The sequence below is a fragment of the Amycolatopsis sp. PSD-21 genome (assembly GCF_055561455.1).
In genome coordinates, this window is sequence record NZ_CM145712.1 from 3063558 (window position 1) to 3078162 (window position 14605).

Annotated in this window: 11 protein-coding genes; 10 read left to right on the top strand and 1 reads right to left on the bottom strand. The window is 70.9% G+C overall.

Annotated elements, in window-relative coordinates; all coding sequences use genetic code 11:
• The first annotated feature begins 71 nt into the window (after positions 1 to 71).
• The 3 genes from ACZ1DY_RS14850 (at position 72) to ACZ1DY_RS14860 (ending at position 6212) form a co-directional block, all read left to right on the top strand.
• Entirely contained in the window at positions 72 to 2147 is a 2076-nt protein-coding gene (locus tag ACZ1DY_RS14850; protein ID WP_465484697.1) for an acyl-CoA dehydrogenase family protein, read from the top strand.
• Positions 2148 to 2262: 115 nt separating this feature from the next.
• A complete protein-coding gene (locus ACZ1DY_RS14855; protein WP_465484698.1) occupies positions 2263 to 5028 on the top strand; it encodes a DEAD/DEAH box helicase in 2766 nt (921 codons plus the stop codon).
• Positions 5028 to 6212: an SWIM zinc finger family protein gene (locus ACZ1DY_RS14860; RefSeq protein ID WP_465484699.1), complete on the top strand. Its 1185-nt coding sequence runs from the start codon at positions 5028 to 5030 to the stop codon at positions 6210 to 6212. Before ACZ1DY_RS14855 ends, ACZ1DY_RS14860 begins: the two co-directional genes overlap by 1 nt.
• A gap of 222 nt (positions 6213 to 6434) precedes the next feature.
• Here the strand turns inward: ACZ1DY_RS14860 and ACZ1DY_RS14865 are convergent, their stop codons facing one another.
• A complete protein-coding gene (locus tag ACZ1DY_RS14865) occupies positions 6435 to 7682 on the bottom strand; it encodes an alpha/beta hydrolase fold domain-containing protein (protein ID WP_465484700.1) in 1248 nt (415 codons plus the stop codon).
• A 66-nt stretch (positions 7683 to 7748) separates the two neighbouring features.
• On the opposite strand from ACZ1DY_RS14865, the gene ACZ1DY_RS14870 reads away from it, so the two are divergent.
• From ACZ1DY_RS14870 to ACZ1DY_RS14900, 7 genes are all read left to right on the top strand, one after another.
• Positions 7749 to 9140, top strand: coding sequence for a WS/DGAT/MGAT family O-acyltransferase (locus ACZ1DY_RS14870; protein WP_465484701.1), 1392 nt, complete (start codon positions 7749 to 7751; stop codon positions 9138 to 9140).
• A gap of 88 nt (positions 9141 to 9228) precedes the next feature.
• On the top strand, positions 9229 to 10293 hold the full coding sequence (locus tag ACZ1DY_RS14875; protein ID WP_465484702.1) for an acyl-CoA dehydrogenase family protein: 1065 nt from the start codon (positions 9229 to 9231) through the stop codon (positions 10291 to 10293).
• 4 nt (positions 10294 to 10297) lie between these two features.
• Entirely contained in the window at positions 10298 to 11470 is a 1173-nt protein-coding gene (locus tag ACZ1DY_RS14880) for an acyl-CoA dehydrogenase family protein (RefSeq protein WP_465484703.1), read from the top strand.
• Positions 11467 to 12381, top strand: a complete 915-nt coding sequence (locus ACZ1DY_RS14885) for a bifunctional MaoC family dehydratase N-terminal/OB-fold nucleic acid binding domain-containing protein (RefSeq protein WP_465484704.1) — start codon at positions 11467 to 11469, stop codon at positions 12379 to 12381. Before ACZ1DY_RS14880 ends, ACZ1DY_RS14885 begins: the two co-directional genes overlap by 4 nt.
• Positions 12378 to 12773, top strand: coding sequence for a MaoC family dehydratase (locus ACZ1DY_RS14890; RefSeq protein ID WP_465484705.1), 396 nt, complete (start codon positions 12378 to 12380; stop codon positions 12771 to 12773). Before ACZ1DY_RS14885 ends, ACZ1DY_RS14890 begins: the two co-directional genes overlap by 4 nt.
• Complete coding sequence (locus ACZ1DY_RS14895; RefSeq protein ID WP_126737612.1) at positions 12773 to 13942, top strand: lipid-transfer protein; 1170 nt, start codon at positions 12773 to 12775, stop codon at positions 13940 to 13942. The genes ACZ1DY_RS14890 and ACZ1DY_RS14895 overlap by 1 nt, the downstream gene beginning before the upstream one ends.
• 73 nt (positions 13943 to 14015) lie before the next feature.
• On the top strand, positions 14016 to 14585 hold the full coding sequence (locus ACZ1DY_RS14900) for a DUF5134 domain-containing protein (RefSeq protein WP_126737611.1): 570 nt from the start codon (positions 14016 to 14018) through the stop codon (positions 14583 to 14585).
• Positions 14586 to 14605: the final 20 nt, after the last annotated feature.

Genomic DNA, 14605 nt, shown 5'->3' on the forward strand with positions numbered 1-14605 from the left:
CGTGACCCACTGGGCAAGAAACTGTAACACGTTCTACACTCGCGGGTAGGTCCGGCGAGGAGGTCTCACCCGTGTCGATCGCGCTCACCGAAGAACAGGCGGCCCTGGCCGCGTCGATCCGGGCTTGGGCGGCTTCCGCCCGACCCGTCGACGCCGTCCGAAGTGGCCGGATCGCCGAGCCACCATCGGGGCTGGCGGAACTCGGCTTGTTCGGCGTGGCGATTCCCGAAGACGTCGGCGGGGCGGGCGGCACGCTGGCCGATCTGGCCGCCGGGCTCGCCGAAGCGGCCGAAGCGCTTGTGCCCGGTCCGATCCTCGGGACCGCGTTGGGTGGCGCGTTGCTCGCGACGGTTCCCCAGGCCGCCAAGGGGATCCTGCCCGACATCGCGGACGGGACGGAACGGCTGGCGGTGGTGCTCGGCGGCGGCTTCCGTATCGCGGATTCGGTGGTCGACGGCGAATCGGGCCCGGCTCTGGACGTCCACCCGTCGGCGTGGACGCTGGTCTCGGACGGCCCCGTCTCCGCGCTCGTCCCACCCGGAGCGTCCGGAGTGGACATCGAGCCGGGCGAGCCGTTCGACGTCTCCCGGCCGGTCGGCCGGATCCGGTGCGCGAAGGTGCGGGCCGAAGCGGTTTTCGAGGCGCTGCCGGTGGATTCCTACGCCGCCACACTCGGCGCCGCGGAGGCCGCGGGAATCGCTCGATGGTGTCTTCGGACCGCCGTCGAGTACGCGAGAGTGCGGGAACAGTTCGGCCGTCCGATCGGGTCGTTCCAGGCGATCAAGCATCTGTGCGCGGAAATGCTGTGCCGGGCCGAAGCCACCGACGCGCTCGCATGGGACGCGGCGAGGGCTGCCGAAGACCCGGAACAGCACGCTTTCGCGGCGGCGACCGCGGCGGCCTACGCGCTCGACGCGGCCGTGGCCAACGCCAAGGACTGCATTCAGGTCCTCGGCGGGATCGGCTTCACCTGGGAGCATGACGCGCACTTCTACCTTCGGCGCGCCGTGGCTCTGCGGCAGTGGCTCGGCGGTTCGGCCCGCTGGCGTCGTCGCGCCGCCGAACTCGCGCTGCGCGGCGACCGCCGGACGTTGGGCGTCGACGTCGGTGAGGACGCCGGACTCCGTGACCTGGTAGGCGAAATCGCCGCCCTGCCCGAGCCGGAGCGGCGGGTCGCACTGGCCGATTCGGGACTGCTGGCCCCGCATTGGCCCGCGCCGTACGGCAGGGGCGCCACCGCGGCCGAGCAGCTGCGGATCGACGCCGCGCTCGACGGCGCGGGTGTCCGCCGACCGGATCTGGTCATCGGCGGCTGGGCCGTGCCGACGTTGCTGGAACACGGCTCGGAGGAGCAGCGCGAACGGTTCGCCGCGCCCACGTTGCGCGGCGAGATCACCTGGTGCCAGCTGTTCAGCGAGCCCGAGGCGGGCTCCGATCTCGCGTCGCTCCGCACGACGGCCCGCCGCGTCGACGGCGGATGGCTGCTGAACGGCCAGAAGGTGTGGACCTCTCTCGCGCGCGAAGCCGATTGGGCGATCTGCCTGGCGCGCACCGACCCGGACGCGCCGAAGCACAAGGGGATCACCTACTTCCTCGTCGACATGACCGCCGACGGGATCAGCACCCGACCACTGCGCGAGATCACCGGAGACGCCGTCTTCAACGAGGTGTTCCTCGACGACGTCTTCGTCCCGGACGAGATGGTGGTCGGGGAGGTCGACGGCGGCTGGCGGCTGGCGCGGACGACGCTGGCGAACGAGCGCGTGGCCCTCGGGAGCGGATCCGCGGTGGGGGAGGGCGTCGAGAATCTGCTCGCCACGCTCGGCGAGGACGCCGACCGGGAGCGGCTCGGCGCGCTGATCGCCGACGGAAGCGCGTGTTCGGTGCTGGACCTGCGAGCGACGCTGCGGCGGCTCGACGGGCAGGACCCCGGCGCCGAGTCGAGTGTGCGCAAGCTGCTGGGAGTGCGGCATCGGCAGGCGGTGGCGGAGTTCGCGCTGGAGTCGCTCGGTGAGCGCGCCCTCGTGGACGGTGACCCGGCGCAGCACGAGTTCCTGCTGACCCGATGCCTCAGTATCGCGGGCGGGACGACGCAGGTGCTGCTGTCGCTGACGGCGGAGCGGTTGCTGGGGCTGCCTCGGTCCTGAAAGTCCCTGTCACGCCCTTTTCACGTGCCATGAAAGGTCCCTTCCTCGCGAAAACTGCCAGGAAAGGACCTTTCACGGCACCGGCGACCGAGGGATGTCGGTCTCGTGCTCTAACGTGCGGGTCGTGGAGTTCGGCACAGGAACCCAGGCCACCTTCGTCCCTTCGGATCCCCCGCGGGACGGTGTGCTGGCGCTCTGGGGAGACGGCGTAGCGGGTGACACCGCGATCGAACTCGTGCTGCCGGTGGGAAAGGTCTTCCGGCGCACGAAGGTCGACGCGGCACTCGTCCCGTTGTCACGCGCGATTCCGCGGCTGCTGACCGCCGACGGCGACCTGAGCCCGGCCATCGCCGCGTGGTCGGCCGTCGCCGAAGCCGGGGTGAACCTCATCGCCCGCGGCAGGCTGCTGCCCGCCGCCTCACCCGGCGGGGTGGATTCGTGGCGGGTCGGGCCGCTCGACGTCGCCGATGAGGAGATGCTGCGCGGGCTCGCCGCCGCGCTGCCTCCCGAGGCGCACGCGCTGCCGTTGTCCGGGCTGAAACGGATCCGGCTGCATTCGCCGGAGTCGCTGATCCGCGCGCTCTGGGACGCGACGGCGGACGTGCTGGTCCGCACGCCCGCCGCGAGCGTCGCGGCGGGCGGCCCGGCGTTCGCCGCTGCCGAGCCGACGCTGGTCGGGCCGGACGGTGCCGCGTGGCTGGCGGAGCTGAGCGCCCGGCAGGCACAGGGCGCGCATCTCGTCCTGCGCATGGAGGTGCACGAGCCCGAGAACCCCGAGGAAGAGTCCACGTTCGCCGCCGTCCTCGCCGTGCGGAGCGCAGCCGACCCGAGCTTGATCGTCGAGGCGGCGACGCTGTGGGACGCGCCCGAAGCGGTGCTGGAACGGATGGGCGAGCAAGTCGAGACGCAGTTGCTGCTCGGTCTGCGCCGGGGTGCCAGGGCCTGGGCGCCGCTCGGCCGCATGCTCCGGTCCGCCGCGCCGACCGGGCTGGCGCTGGAGTACGACGAGGTCGTCGACCTGCTGACCCACGGGGATGCGGCGCTCGGCGGCGCCGGCATCGAGGTGCAGTGGCCGAAGGACCTCTTCGCGGGCGAGCTCAAGGCGAAGGCGAGCGCGACGCAGGCCCCGGGCAGTGTCACCGGGCCGGAGTTCACGCTCAAGAGCCTGCTGCAGTTCCGCTGGCGGCTGAGCCTCGGCGACGAAGACCTCACCGACGCCGAGGTCACCGCGCTCGCGGAGGCCAAGCGGCCGCTGGTGCGGCTGCGCGGGAAATGGGTCAAGGTCGACGCGCGCCTGCTCGCCAAGGTGCGCGCCCACCGCGCGAAGAAGCTGTCCGGGGCCGAGGCGCTGGCCGCGGCGCTCACCGGCGAACTGGAGCTGGACGGCGAAAAGGTCGAGTTCACCGCACCGTCGGCGGTGACGGGGCTGCTCCAGCGGATCCGGGAAAGCGCGGCGGAACCGATCGAGCAGCCCGCGGATCTGAAGGCCACCCTGCGGCCCTATCAGAAGGCGGGTCTGGCTTGGCTCGCGACGATGACCGGGCTCGGTCTCGGCGCCTGCCTCGCCGACGACATGGGGCTCGGCAAGACGATCCAGCTCATCTCCCTGCACCTGCACCGCCGTCCCCTCGGCGAGGGCCCCACCCTGGTCCTGTGCCCGACGTCGTTGCTGGGCAACTGGGAACGTGAGTTCGCCCGGTTCGCGCCGGGCATCCCGGTGCGCCGGTTCCACGGCGGTGGGCGGCATCTCGACGAGGTCGCGCCGGACGAGGTCGTGCTCGCCACGTACGGCGTCCTTCGCCGGGATCGCGAGGCACTGTCCGAAGTGGACTGGGGGATGATCGCCGCCGACGAGGCGCAGCACGTCAAGAACCCGCTTTCGGTCACCGCCAAGGAGCTTCGGAAGATCCCGGCCGCCGCGAAGGTCGCGTTGACCGGAACACCGATGGAGAACCGGCTCACCGAGCTCTGGTCCATCGTGGACTGGACGACGCCTGGACTGCTCGGCTCGCTCGACGGGTTCCGCCGCAAGGTCGCCCGCCCGATCGAGCGCGACCGTGACGTCGCCGCCACCGAACGCCTCGCCACGACCGTGCGCCCGTTCCTGTTGCGCCGCAAGAAGACCGACCCGGACATCGCCCCCGAGCTCCCGCGCAAGACCGAGACCGACCGGTTCGTCCCGCTCACCGCAGAGCAGACGACGCTGTACGAGGCCGTGGTCCGGGAGAACCTCGCGATGATCCGCGAGCTCGACGGGGTGGCGCGGCGCGGGCAGGTGCTCAAACTGCTCACCGAGCTCAAGCAGATCTGCAACCACCCGGCGCAGTACCTCAAGGAGCCGGGGGTGCTGCACGGCCGGTCCGGCAAGCTGGCCGCGTTCGAGGAGCTGCTCGACGTCATCCTCGACGAGGGCGACAGCGTCCTCGTGTTCAGCCAGTACGTCCAGTTGTGCCGCCTGCTGGAGAAACGCCTCGCCGAACGCGGGCTGCCGACCATGCTGCTGTCCGGGTCGAGCACGCCCCAGGTCCGGGAGGACATGGTCGCCCGGTTCCAGGCGGGCGAGGTACCGGTGTTCCTGCTCTCGCTCAAGGCGGGCGGTGTCGGGCTCAACCTGACCAAGGCCACCCACGTGATCCACTACGACCGCTGGTGGAACCCGGCGGTCGAGGACCAGGCCACCGACCGCGCGTACCGGATCGGGCAGGACCGGCCGGTCCAGGTGCACCGGCTGATCGCGGAGGGCACGCTCGAGGAGCGCATCGCCAAGGTGCTGGAGACCAAACGCGGCCTGGCGGACGCGGTCATCGGCGCGGGCGAGAACTGGATCACCGAACTGTCCGACGACGAGCTCGCCGATCTCGTCCGGCTCGGGGAGCCCTGATGCCCGGTGTGACAGGACGGAAACGGCGCACCTTCGGCAACACGTGGTGGGGCAAGGCGTGGGTCGAGGCCCTGGAGGAACGCGCCAAACTCGATCCGAACCGGCTGCCGCGCGGGCGGACGTACGCGCGCAAGGGCACGGTCAGCAAGCTCGCGGTCGGCGCGGGCGAGGTGACGGCCTGGGTGCAGGGCAGCCGGGCGGTGCCGTACCGGGTGACCATCCACATGCGGGCGTTCACCGATTCGCAGTGGGAGAGCCTGCTCGGCATGGTCGGCTCCCGGCTCGGGCACGTCGCGGCCCTCCTCGACGGCGAGCTGCCCGGTGAACTGGCCGAGGCCGCGCGAGCCGCCGGCGCGGATCTGCTGCCGGGTCCCGGAGATCTGCGCCCGAAGTGCTCCTGTCCTGACAGCGCGAACCCGTGCAAGCACGTCGCCGCGGTGTACTACCTGGTCGCGGACGAGGTCGACGCCGATCCGTTCGTGCTGTTCCTGCTGCGCGGCAGGCCGAGGGAGGCCGTGCTGGCGGAGCTGCGGTCCCGCCGAGCCCCCGCGAGCACGCCGGGCAAGCGGGTGCGCGCCCCGGCCGCGCCCGGAGTGGACCCGAAACGCGCATACACCCGGCGGATCGCCGCGCTCCCGCCGCGGCCGGCCGTCCCCGCCACGGTCGGGCCGCCCGCGGTCCTCGACCTGGACCCGCCGCATCGCACCGGCTGGAGCGGTGAGATGTTCGTCGAACTGGCGGCCGACGCCGCCGCGAGGGCTTGGGAACTGCTGGTCATGGGGCCCGAGCGCGAGGTGGGGCTGTCGTTCGAGGAAGACCTCGCCCGCCGCGCGGCGGCGAGCGACCCCGATGTGGTCGCCGAACTCGCCGAGGCGGCGGGTGTCGCGGTGCGGGATCTCGCCCTCTGGGCACAGGCCTGGCGTGAGGCGGGCCGGGGCGGGATGGCGGTGGTCCGGGAGGCCTGGCGGCCCGGGCAGGCACCGCTCGCCCAGGCCAGGGCGGACCTCGCCGAATCGGGGCTACCGGGGACGCCGAAGACCTGGCGGAACCGGATCACCCAGGGCGACCTGCAACTGCGCTACGGCCGGGACGAGCGGTGGTACCGCTTCGTGCGCGACGGGGAAGGCTGGCGGGTCGACGGCCCGTCTTCCGCCCGCCCGACGGACGTGATCTACCCGCCCTGACCTCAGGCCCCGGTCGGAAGTGCTGCCGCGAAAGCCACTTTCGCGACGTCTGGTGTCCCGAAAGTGGCTTTCGCGACGCCCGGCGGAGAGCGTTGGAGCAGCTCCGGACCCACGCTTGGCCGCGCCGGCTCCGCCTCAGGCGAGGTTGCGAAAGCCACTTTCGCAACCTTCAACGTTGCGAAAGTGGCTTTCGCAACCTCACACCTCGGCGACAACCGCCACTCACGCCCCGCTGGACCGGCGCCGCCACGTGCGATAGCTCCACTCGAGGAACCGTTCCACCCCGCGCACGACGTGGGCGCTGCGGATCGAGGGGAAGACGTCGAAGGCGTGCTGCGCGCCGGAGATCTCCGCGTACGCGACCTCGCGCCGGGACTTGTCCCGCAGGCGCCGCACGAATTCGCGGGCCTCGCCCACCGGCACCAGCGAGTCGTGGACGCCGTGGATGACGAAGAACGGCGGCGCGTCCTCGGTGATCCGGTCCAGCGGTGACGCCGCGATGTAGTCGTCGAGGAAGTTCACCGGATCCCGGTCAGCCTCGAAGACGTGCCGGGCGATCAGCGTCTTCAGCCGGGCCTGGCTGGAGCGCCGCCCGCTGGTCGCGGCGAAGTCGTACACGCCGTAGTGCGGGGCGCACGCCTGGACGCTCGTGTCGGCCTCGGTGAAGCCGGGCTGCAACGCCGGGTCGTTCGCGGTCAGTGCCAGCAGCGCGGCGAGATGCCCGCCCGCGGAACCGCCGGTGACGGCGACGAACGACGGGTCGCCGCCGTAGGACTCGGCGTTGTCCCGGATCCAGGCCAGCGCGCGTTTCGCCGCGACGATATGCGCGGGCCAGCGGGCGGCAGGGGAGAGCGGGTAGTTGATCGCGATGCAGATCCAGCCGCGTTTGGCCATGTGCAGCATCAGCGGCAGGCCCTGCTGGTCCTTGTTGCCGATCACCCAGGCGCCCCCGTGCACCTGCAGCAGGATCGGCGCGCCGGTGACCGGTTCGCGCGGGGCGTAGACGTCGAGCAGGAACCGCTTCCCACCCGGCGCGTAGGCGATGTTGCGGGTCCGCCGCACCTCCGGGTCCCGCATGCGGAACGGCATGGCCAGCTGGCCCCACGGCGTCGCGAGGTCGGTCGGGCTCGGCGGGTGCTCGAGTTCGTCGATGTAGGCCTTGCCGATGCCTTCGGTGAGCGCGGTCTCGATCTCGCCGCGGGCCCGCTGGGACTGTGCGATCAGGGTGCCGAGCCCGGCCGCGGACGCCGTCGCGAGCGCGAGCCCGGCCTTGCTCGACCCGCCCCGGTGCCGGGCGACATGCGCTGCCGCGTCGGCCGCGGTGAGCGCGAGCAGATGCGGGGCGAGTTCCCCGGTGAGCCAGCCCGCGAAGAACGCCGGGATCGCCGTACGCGCACCTCTCGGCGGCTTCAACGCGTTCGCGGTGAGCGCGAGCTGGAGTGCCTGGCGGACGACGAAACTCGGCTGCATGGGCACCGATCCTACCGCCGGGTGACCGCCTAGAACGGGTTGCAAAGTTCACTTAAGGTGCTTCTCATGCAGAGATTGAGCGGTCTGGACGCGAGTTTCCTCTACCTGGAGACACCGGCCCAGGTCCTGCACATATGCGGGCTGCTCACCGTGGACGGTTCGACCATGCCCGGCGGCTACGATTTCGAACGGTTCAAGGAGAAGCTGGCCGAACGGGTCGAGCTGATCCCGGCGTTCCGGCGCAAACTGCACAATCCACTCTGGAATCTGGCGCATCCGGTCTGGGTAGAGGACGAGGACTTCGACCTCGAAGCCCACGTTCACCGGATCGGCGTACCCGCGCCCGGTGACCGGCGGGAACTGGCCGAACTCTGCGCCCACATCGCGGGACAACGACTGGACCGCGCGCAGCCGCTGTGGCAGTTGTACGTCATCGAAGGCCTGGCCGGCGGCGAGGTCGCGGTGCTGCTGAAGATGCATCACGCCAGCGTCGACGGGGTCGGCGGCGCCAGCCTGATCAGCTATCTCGCCGGGCTCGAGCCGGACGCCCCGCCGCCGGAGATCGCGAAGGACGAACGTGACAACGCGGGCGTTCCCGGCAGGCGCGCGCTGTTCGGTTCCGGGCTGACGTCGTTCGCGAAACGGCCGGTCGAGCTCGTGAAGCTGCTGCCCGACCTGCTCGAACTCGTGCCGAGATGGCTGGGTAAAGCGTTGCAGGGCAAGGGAATGCCGGTCCCGTTCACCGCGCCGCGCACGTCGTTCAACGGGACGATCACCGCACACCGCAGCGTCGCCTACGCCTCTCTCGACCTCGATGACGTCAAGCAGGTCAAGGACGCCTTCGGGGTCACCGTCAACGACGTCGTCCTCGCCGTGGTTTCCGGCGCGCTGCGGCAGTTCCTGCGGGACCGGGGCGAACTGCCGGAGGATCCGCTGGTGGCGACGGTGCCGGTCTCGGTGCACGGCCGGACCGAACGCGAGCACGGCAGCAACAAGGTCTCTGCGTTCTTCGCATCGCTGCCGACCCATCTCGACGATCCCGCCGCGCGATTGTTCATGCTGGCGGAATCCAACCGGCTGTCGAAGGACCATCACCACACCATCGACGCCGACATGCTCCAGGACTGGGCGCAGTTCTCGGCGGCGACGATGTTCGGCCTCGCGGTGCGCGCGTATTCCGCGCTGCGCCTGGCCGAACGGCATCCGGTGGTGCACAACCTGGTGGTCTCCAACGTGCCGGGGCCGCCGATGCCGTTGTACCTGCTTGGCTGCCGGGTCACCGGGCTCTACCCGCTCGGCCCGGTCTTCCACGGCGCCGGGCTCAACGTCACCGTGCTGTCCAACGCGGGCCGGGTCGACGTCGGCCTGCTCGGCGCCCGCGAACTCACCGGCGACCTGTGGCCGCTCGCCGACCACTTCCCCGACGCGCTCGCGGAACTGCTCAAAGCCACCTCCTAGATCCCCACCCCTTGCCGTCACGGCTCCTTCCGGTTAAGACTAGAACAGGTTTCAATATTGTGCCCGTTCGCCCCGGTGAGGAGCCAGTGTGGACTTCCAGTTCGACGAGACGCAGACCGAGGTCACCGCGCTGGCCGCGCGCGTCCTCGGCAAGGAGCGCGAGCCCGCGGACACGTGGCGCGCGTTGGCCGACGCCGGTCTGCTCGCCCTGGCGCTGCCCGCCGAACTCGGCGGTGACGGCCTGGGCGTCGCCGAAGTCGCCTTGGTGCTGACCGAACTCGGGCGCGTCGCCTCGCCGACGCCCGCGCTGGCGTCTCTGGCGTTCGGCGTCCTGCCCGTCACCGCGCTGGGCGGGCCCGATCAGCGCTCGGCGCTGCTTCCGCCGGTCGCCGCGGGCGAAGCCCTGCTCACCGCGGCACTGCACGAGCCTTCCGCGCCGTTCACCACCCGGCCCGCGACGGTCGCGGAGTCGGCCGGGGACTGGCGCCTCAGTGGCGTCAAGGTCGGCGTGCCGTTCGCGGCGGAGGCGACCCGGATCCTGACCCCCGCCTCGATTCCGGGCGGCACCGGCGTCTTCCTCGTCGATCCCCACGCGGACGGCGTGACGCTGACGCCCACGAGAACCTCTTCCGGCACGCCGGACTACACGATGACGCTCGATTCGGTGACCGTCACCGACGCCGATCTCCTCAACGGGCACGGCCCCGGCGAGTCGATCGCGACACTGCACCGGTTCGCGCTCGCGGGCGCCGTGGCGTTCGGCGACGGGCTGCTCGCCGGCGCGCTCGCGCTGACCACCAAACACGTCGGCGAACGGGAGCAGTTCGGGCGGCCGCTGGCGGCGTTCCAGGCGGTGGCGCAACAGATCGCGGACGTCTACGTCGCCTCGCGGACGGTCCAGCTGGCCGCGCGGTCGGCGGTGTGGCGGCTCGCGGCGGGGCTCGACGCCGAGGCGGAACTCGACATCGCGGCCTACTGGCTGGCGGAGGAGGCGCCCGCGGCGCTGGCCGTCTGCCATCACCTGCACGGCGGGATCGGCGTGGACGAAACGTATCCGCTGCACCGGTTCTCGTCGGCGGTCAAGGATCTGGGACGAACGCTCGGCGGCGCCTCGCATCGGCTGGCCGGTCTGGGCGAACTGGTGGCGGGGTGAACCGATGCTGATCGAACTGACCGCGGCGCAACACGAGTTGCGCTCCGAACTGCGAAAGTACTTCGCCGGGCTGGTGAGCGCCGACGAGCGGCGCGCGATGCTGCGGGAGCGGCACGGGCCGGTGTACCGCGAGATCGTGCGGCGGATGGGCCGCGACGGCTGGCTCGGTGTCGGCTGGCCCGAACAGTACGGCGGCCGGGGTTTCGGCGAGATCGAGCAGCACCTCTTCGTCGACGAGGCCGCCCGAGCCGACGTCCAGCTGCCGTCGGTGACCTTGCAGACCGTCGGGCCCACGTTGCAGGCGTACGGCACCGAGGAGCAGAAATCCTTGTTCCTGCCCAAGATTCTCGCGGGCGAGGTGCATTTCGCCATCGGTTACACCGAGCCCGACGCGGGCACCGACCTCGCCGCGCTGCGCACGACGGCGGTACGCGAGGGGGACGAGTACGTCGTCAACGGGCAGAAGATCTTCACCACCGGCGGGCACGACGCCGACTACATCTGGCTCGCCGTCCGCACCGCGCCGGACGCGCCGAGGCACAAGGGGATTTCGATCCTCATCATGGACACCCGCGACCCGGGCTATTCGTGGACGCCGATCATCACCTGCGACGGCGCGCACCACGTGAACGCCACCTACTACTCGGACGTCCGTGTGCCCGCGAACATGCTGGTGGGCAAGGAGAACGAGGGCTGGCGGCTGATCACCACGCAGCTGAACCACGAACGCGTCATGCTCGGCCCCGCCGGGCGGATCGGCGGTCTCCACGACCGCGTCCGCGAGTGGGCCGCGTCCAGGAAGGCGCCGGACGGCACGCCGTTGCTCCAGCTGCCCGACGTCCGGGCCGTGCTCGCGGAAACCCTGGCGACCGCCCGGGTCAACGAACTGCTGAACTGGCAGGTCGCGGCGTCGTCGGCGAGCGGACCGGTGGCGGTGGCCGATGCTTCGGCGACCAAGATCTTCGGTTCCGAACGCATCCAGCGCCTGGCAAGGAGACTGGAGGAGATCGTGGCACGACACGGCGATCAGGCCGACGCCGAAACCGCGGAACTGGCGCTGTGGCTGGACGTGGTGGCCAAACGCAATCTGGTGCTGACCTTCGGCGGCGGCGTCAACGAGATCCAGCGCGAGCTGATCGCCACCGCCGGGCTCGGCCTGCCGAGGGTGCCGCGATGAGCATCCAGGAAGCCGCCGAACGCATCGCCGCGCGCGGGGAATCCGCGCCGAGGGCCGCGCGCGACGCGGTCAACCAGGCGATGGTGAACAACTGGGTCGAAGCCATCGGCGACCGCAATCCCGTCTACGTCGACGAGGAGTTCGCCGCCAAGAGTGTCCACAAGGGACTCGTCGCGCCGCCCGCGATGGCGCAGGTGTGGACGATGGGCGGGCTGCACTGGACGAGGGCGTCGGACGACCCGCTCGGCGCGATGATGGAGGTGCTCGACGAAGCCGGGTTCACCTCGGTCGTCGCGACGAACTCCGAGCAGAACTACTTCCGCTATCTCCGTCACGGTGAACGGGTCGAAGCGACCGCGAAACTCGAAAGTGTCGTCGGGCCGAAGCGGACCGCGCTGGGCGAGGGCTGGTTCGTGACGACGAAGACCACCTGGTACGTCGGTGACGAGGCCGTCGCGGACATGGTGTTCCGGGTGCTGAAGTTCCGTCCGCCGGGCACCGAACCCGCCAAGACGGCCGCGCCCGTGTTGCGGCCGGTGATCAGCAAGGACACCGAATTCTTCTGGTCGGGCCTGCGTGACGGGGAACTGCGGATCCAGCGGTGGGGCGAGACCCTGCGGCATCCGCCCGGCCCGATGCCGCCGGACGGCGATTTCGACGCGAAGCCGGATTACGTCGTCGCGTGCGGACGGGGAACGGTCTACAGCTACGTGGTGCACCACCATCCGAAGGTGCCCGGCAAGGATCTGCCGTTCGTGGTCGCGCTCGTCGAGCTGGCGGAAGGGGTCCGGGTGATGGGCGAGCTGCTCGACGCCGATCCGGAAACCGTCCACATCGGACTCCCGGTGGAGGCGGCCTTCGTGAAGATCGACGAGGAACTGACGTTGCCCGCTTGGAGGGTCGCGCGATGAAGGACTGTTCGGTCGGCACCGAGCTGCCGCCGCTGAAGATCGAGGCCACCCCCACGTTCGTGGTGAGCACCGCGCTGGCGACGCGGGATTTCCAGGATGTCCACCATGACCGCGACGCCGCCGTCCACCGCGGCTCGAAGGACATCTTCCTCAACATCCTCACCGACACCGGCCTGGTGCAACGGTTCGTCACCGATTGGGCGGGGCCGGAGGCGTTCGTGCGCTCGATCAAGATCCGGCTCGGCGTGCCCTGTTACGCCTATGACACCCTCACCTTCACCGGCCGCGTCACGGAACGGGACGGCGACGACGTGGTGGTCGCGGTGTCCGGTGTGGACAGTCTCGGTGAGCATGTGGTCGGAACCGTGGCGATCACGCTGGGAGGCGAGTGATGACCCTGTCCGGACGGGCGGCCATCGCCGGGATCGGTGCCACGGAGTTCTCGAAGGATTCCGGACGCAGCGAGCTTCGGCTGGCGGCGGAAGCGGTTTCGAGCGCGCTGAAGGACGCCGGACTCTCACCGTCCGATGTGGACGGTCTGGTGTCGTTCACCATGGACGGCAACAGCGAGATCGCCGTCGCGCGGGAACTCGGCATCCCCGAGCTCAAGTTCTTCAGCCGGATCCATTACGGCGGCGGGGCCGCGGCCGCGACCGTGCAACAGGCCGCGATGGCCGTCGCGACCGGGGTCGCGGACGTCGTCGTCGCGTACCGGGCGTTCAACGAACGGTCCGGCATGCGGTTCGGCCAGGTGTCCTCGGCCGCGGCGGGGCAGGTGAACTCCTCCGGCGTCGACAACGCGTTCCACTACCCGATGGGGATCGCGACCCCGGCCGCGACCGTCGCCATGCTCGCCCGGCGGTACATGCACGAGTACGGCGCGACCAGCGAGGACTTCGGCCGGGTGGCCGTCGTCGACCGCGCCCGCGCGGCGACCAACCCCAAGGCGTGGTTCTACGGAAAGCCGATCACGCTCGAAGAGCATCAGGCCTCCCGCTGGGTCGCCGAGCCGTTGCACCTGCTGGACTGCTGCCAGGAGAGCGACGGCGGGGTCGCCCTGGTCGTCGTCAGCGCCGAGCGGGCGCGCGACCTGCCGCACCGGCCCGCCGTGATCGCGGCGGCCGCGCAGGGGAGCGGGCCGGACCAGTACGTGATGACCAGCTACTACCGCGACGATCTCCCGGCGCTGCCCGAAATGGGCGTGGTGGGGCGGCAACTGTGGGAGCAGTCCGGGCTGGGGCCGGGTGACATGGACCTCGCCGTGCTGTACGACCACTTCACCCCTTATGTCCTGATGCAGCTGGAAGAACTCGGCTTCTGCGGGAAGGGCGAGGCCAAGGACTTCATCGGCGGCGGCACGCTGGAACTCGACGGGAAACTCCCGCTCAACCCGCACGGCGGACAGCTGGGGGAGGCCTACATCCACGGGATGAACGGGATCGCCGAGGGGGTCCGGCAGCTCCGCGGTGACGCCGTCAACCAGGTCGACGGGGCGTCGCGCGTGCTGGTGACCGCCGGCACCGGCGTACCCACGAGCGGATTGGTCCTGACCGCGGGCTGACATCACCTCAATGCCCGATGGTGTACTAGAGCGGTACCTGCCACGGTGAAGGGGTTACCGGCCGGGAGGTGCCATGTCTGGACCAATCGTCGTCGCGTGGACCCTGACCGCGGTGTTCGCCGCGCTCGTCCTGCCCTGCGTGCTGAGGCTCGTCCGCCTGGACTACGGCAGGCAGGGCGCGGCGGTCCGCAACGGCGACCTGGCCGAACTGCTGCTCGTCGTCGCGATGGTCGCGATGCTGTCCCCGGTCGGCGGCCCGATCCCGGCGGCGGGCTGGCAGGCGGTGCTGGCGCTGACCGCGGGCTGGTTCGCCGTCTCGTGGTGGAAGGGGCGGCGGTCGGGGCACACCTCGTGCGGGCACCACGCCGTCTCCGCCACCGCGATGCTGTTCATGGTGACGTTCATGCCGCACAGCGACGTGACCCACGGTCCGTGGCTGGTGATGTCCGGACCCGGCGCCACCTCGGCACTGTGGCTTTCGCTGATCTTCGGTGCCGTGGCCGCGTACTTCGCGGCGGACGCCGTGCGCGCCGGGGTGCTCGCGGCGCGCGGCGACGGGGGCTCCGGTCAGACGTCGCGGCGGGTGTGCCGGGTGATCATGGGACTGGGGATGGGTTACATGCTGCTGGGCGCGGCGGTCTGATTTCTCGGTGTGTGTCGCGA

Excerpts from the sequence above, each read along its gene's own strand:
- ACZ1DY_RS14880 (WP_465484703.1), top strand. The coding sequence starts at position 10,298 with ATGCTGATCGAACTGACCGCGGCGCAACACGAGTTGCGCTCCGAACTG.
- ACZ1DY_RS14865 (WP_465484700.1), bottom strand. The coding sequence starts at position 7,682 with ATGCAGCCGAGTTTCGTCGTCCGCCAGGCACTCCAGCTCGCGCTCACC.
- ACZ1DY_RS14885 (WP_465484704.1), top strand. The coding sequence starts at position 11,467 with ATGAGCATCCAGGAAGCCGCCGAACGCATCGCCGCGCGCGGGGAATCC.
- ACZ1DY_RS14860 (WP_465484699.1), top strand. The coding sequence starts at position 5,028 with ATGCCCGGTGTGACAGGACGGAAACGGCGCACCTTCGGCAACACGTGG.
- ACZ1DY_RS14900 (WP_126737611.1), top strand. The coding sequence starts at position 14,016 with ATGTCTGGACCAATCGTCGTCGCGTGGACCCTGACCGCGGTGTTCGCC.
- ACZ1DY_RS14890 (WP_465484705.1), top strand. The coding sequence starts at position 12,378 with ATGAAGGACTGTTCGGTCGGCACCGAGCTGCCGCCGCTGAAGATCGAG.
- ACZ1DY_RS14895 (WP_126737612.1), top strand. The coding sequence starts at position 12,773 with ATGACCCTGTCCGGACGGGCGGCCATCGCCGGGATCGGTGCCACGGAG.
- ACZ1DY_RS14870 (WP_465484701.1), top strand. The coding sequence starts at position 7,749 with ATGCAGAGATTGAGCGGTCTGGACGCGAGTTTCCTCTACCTGGAGACA.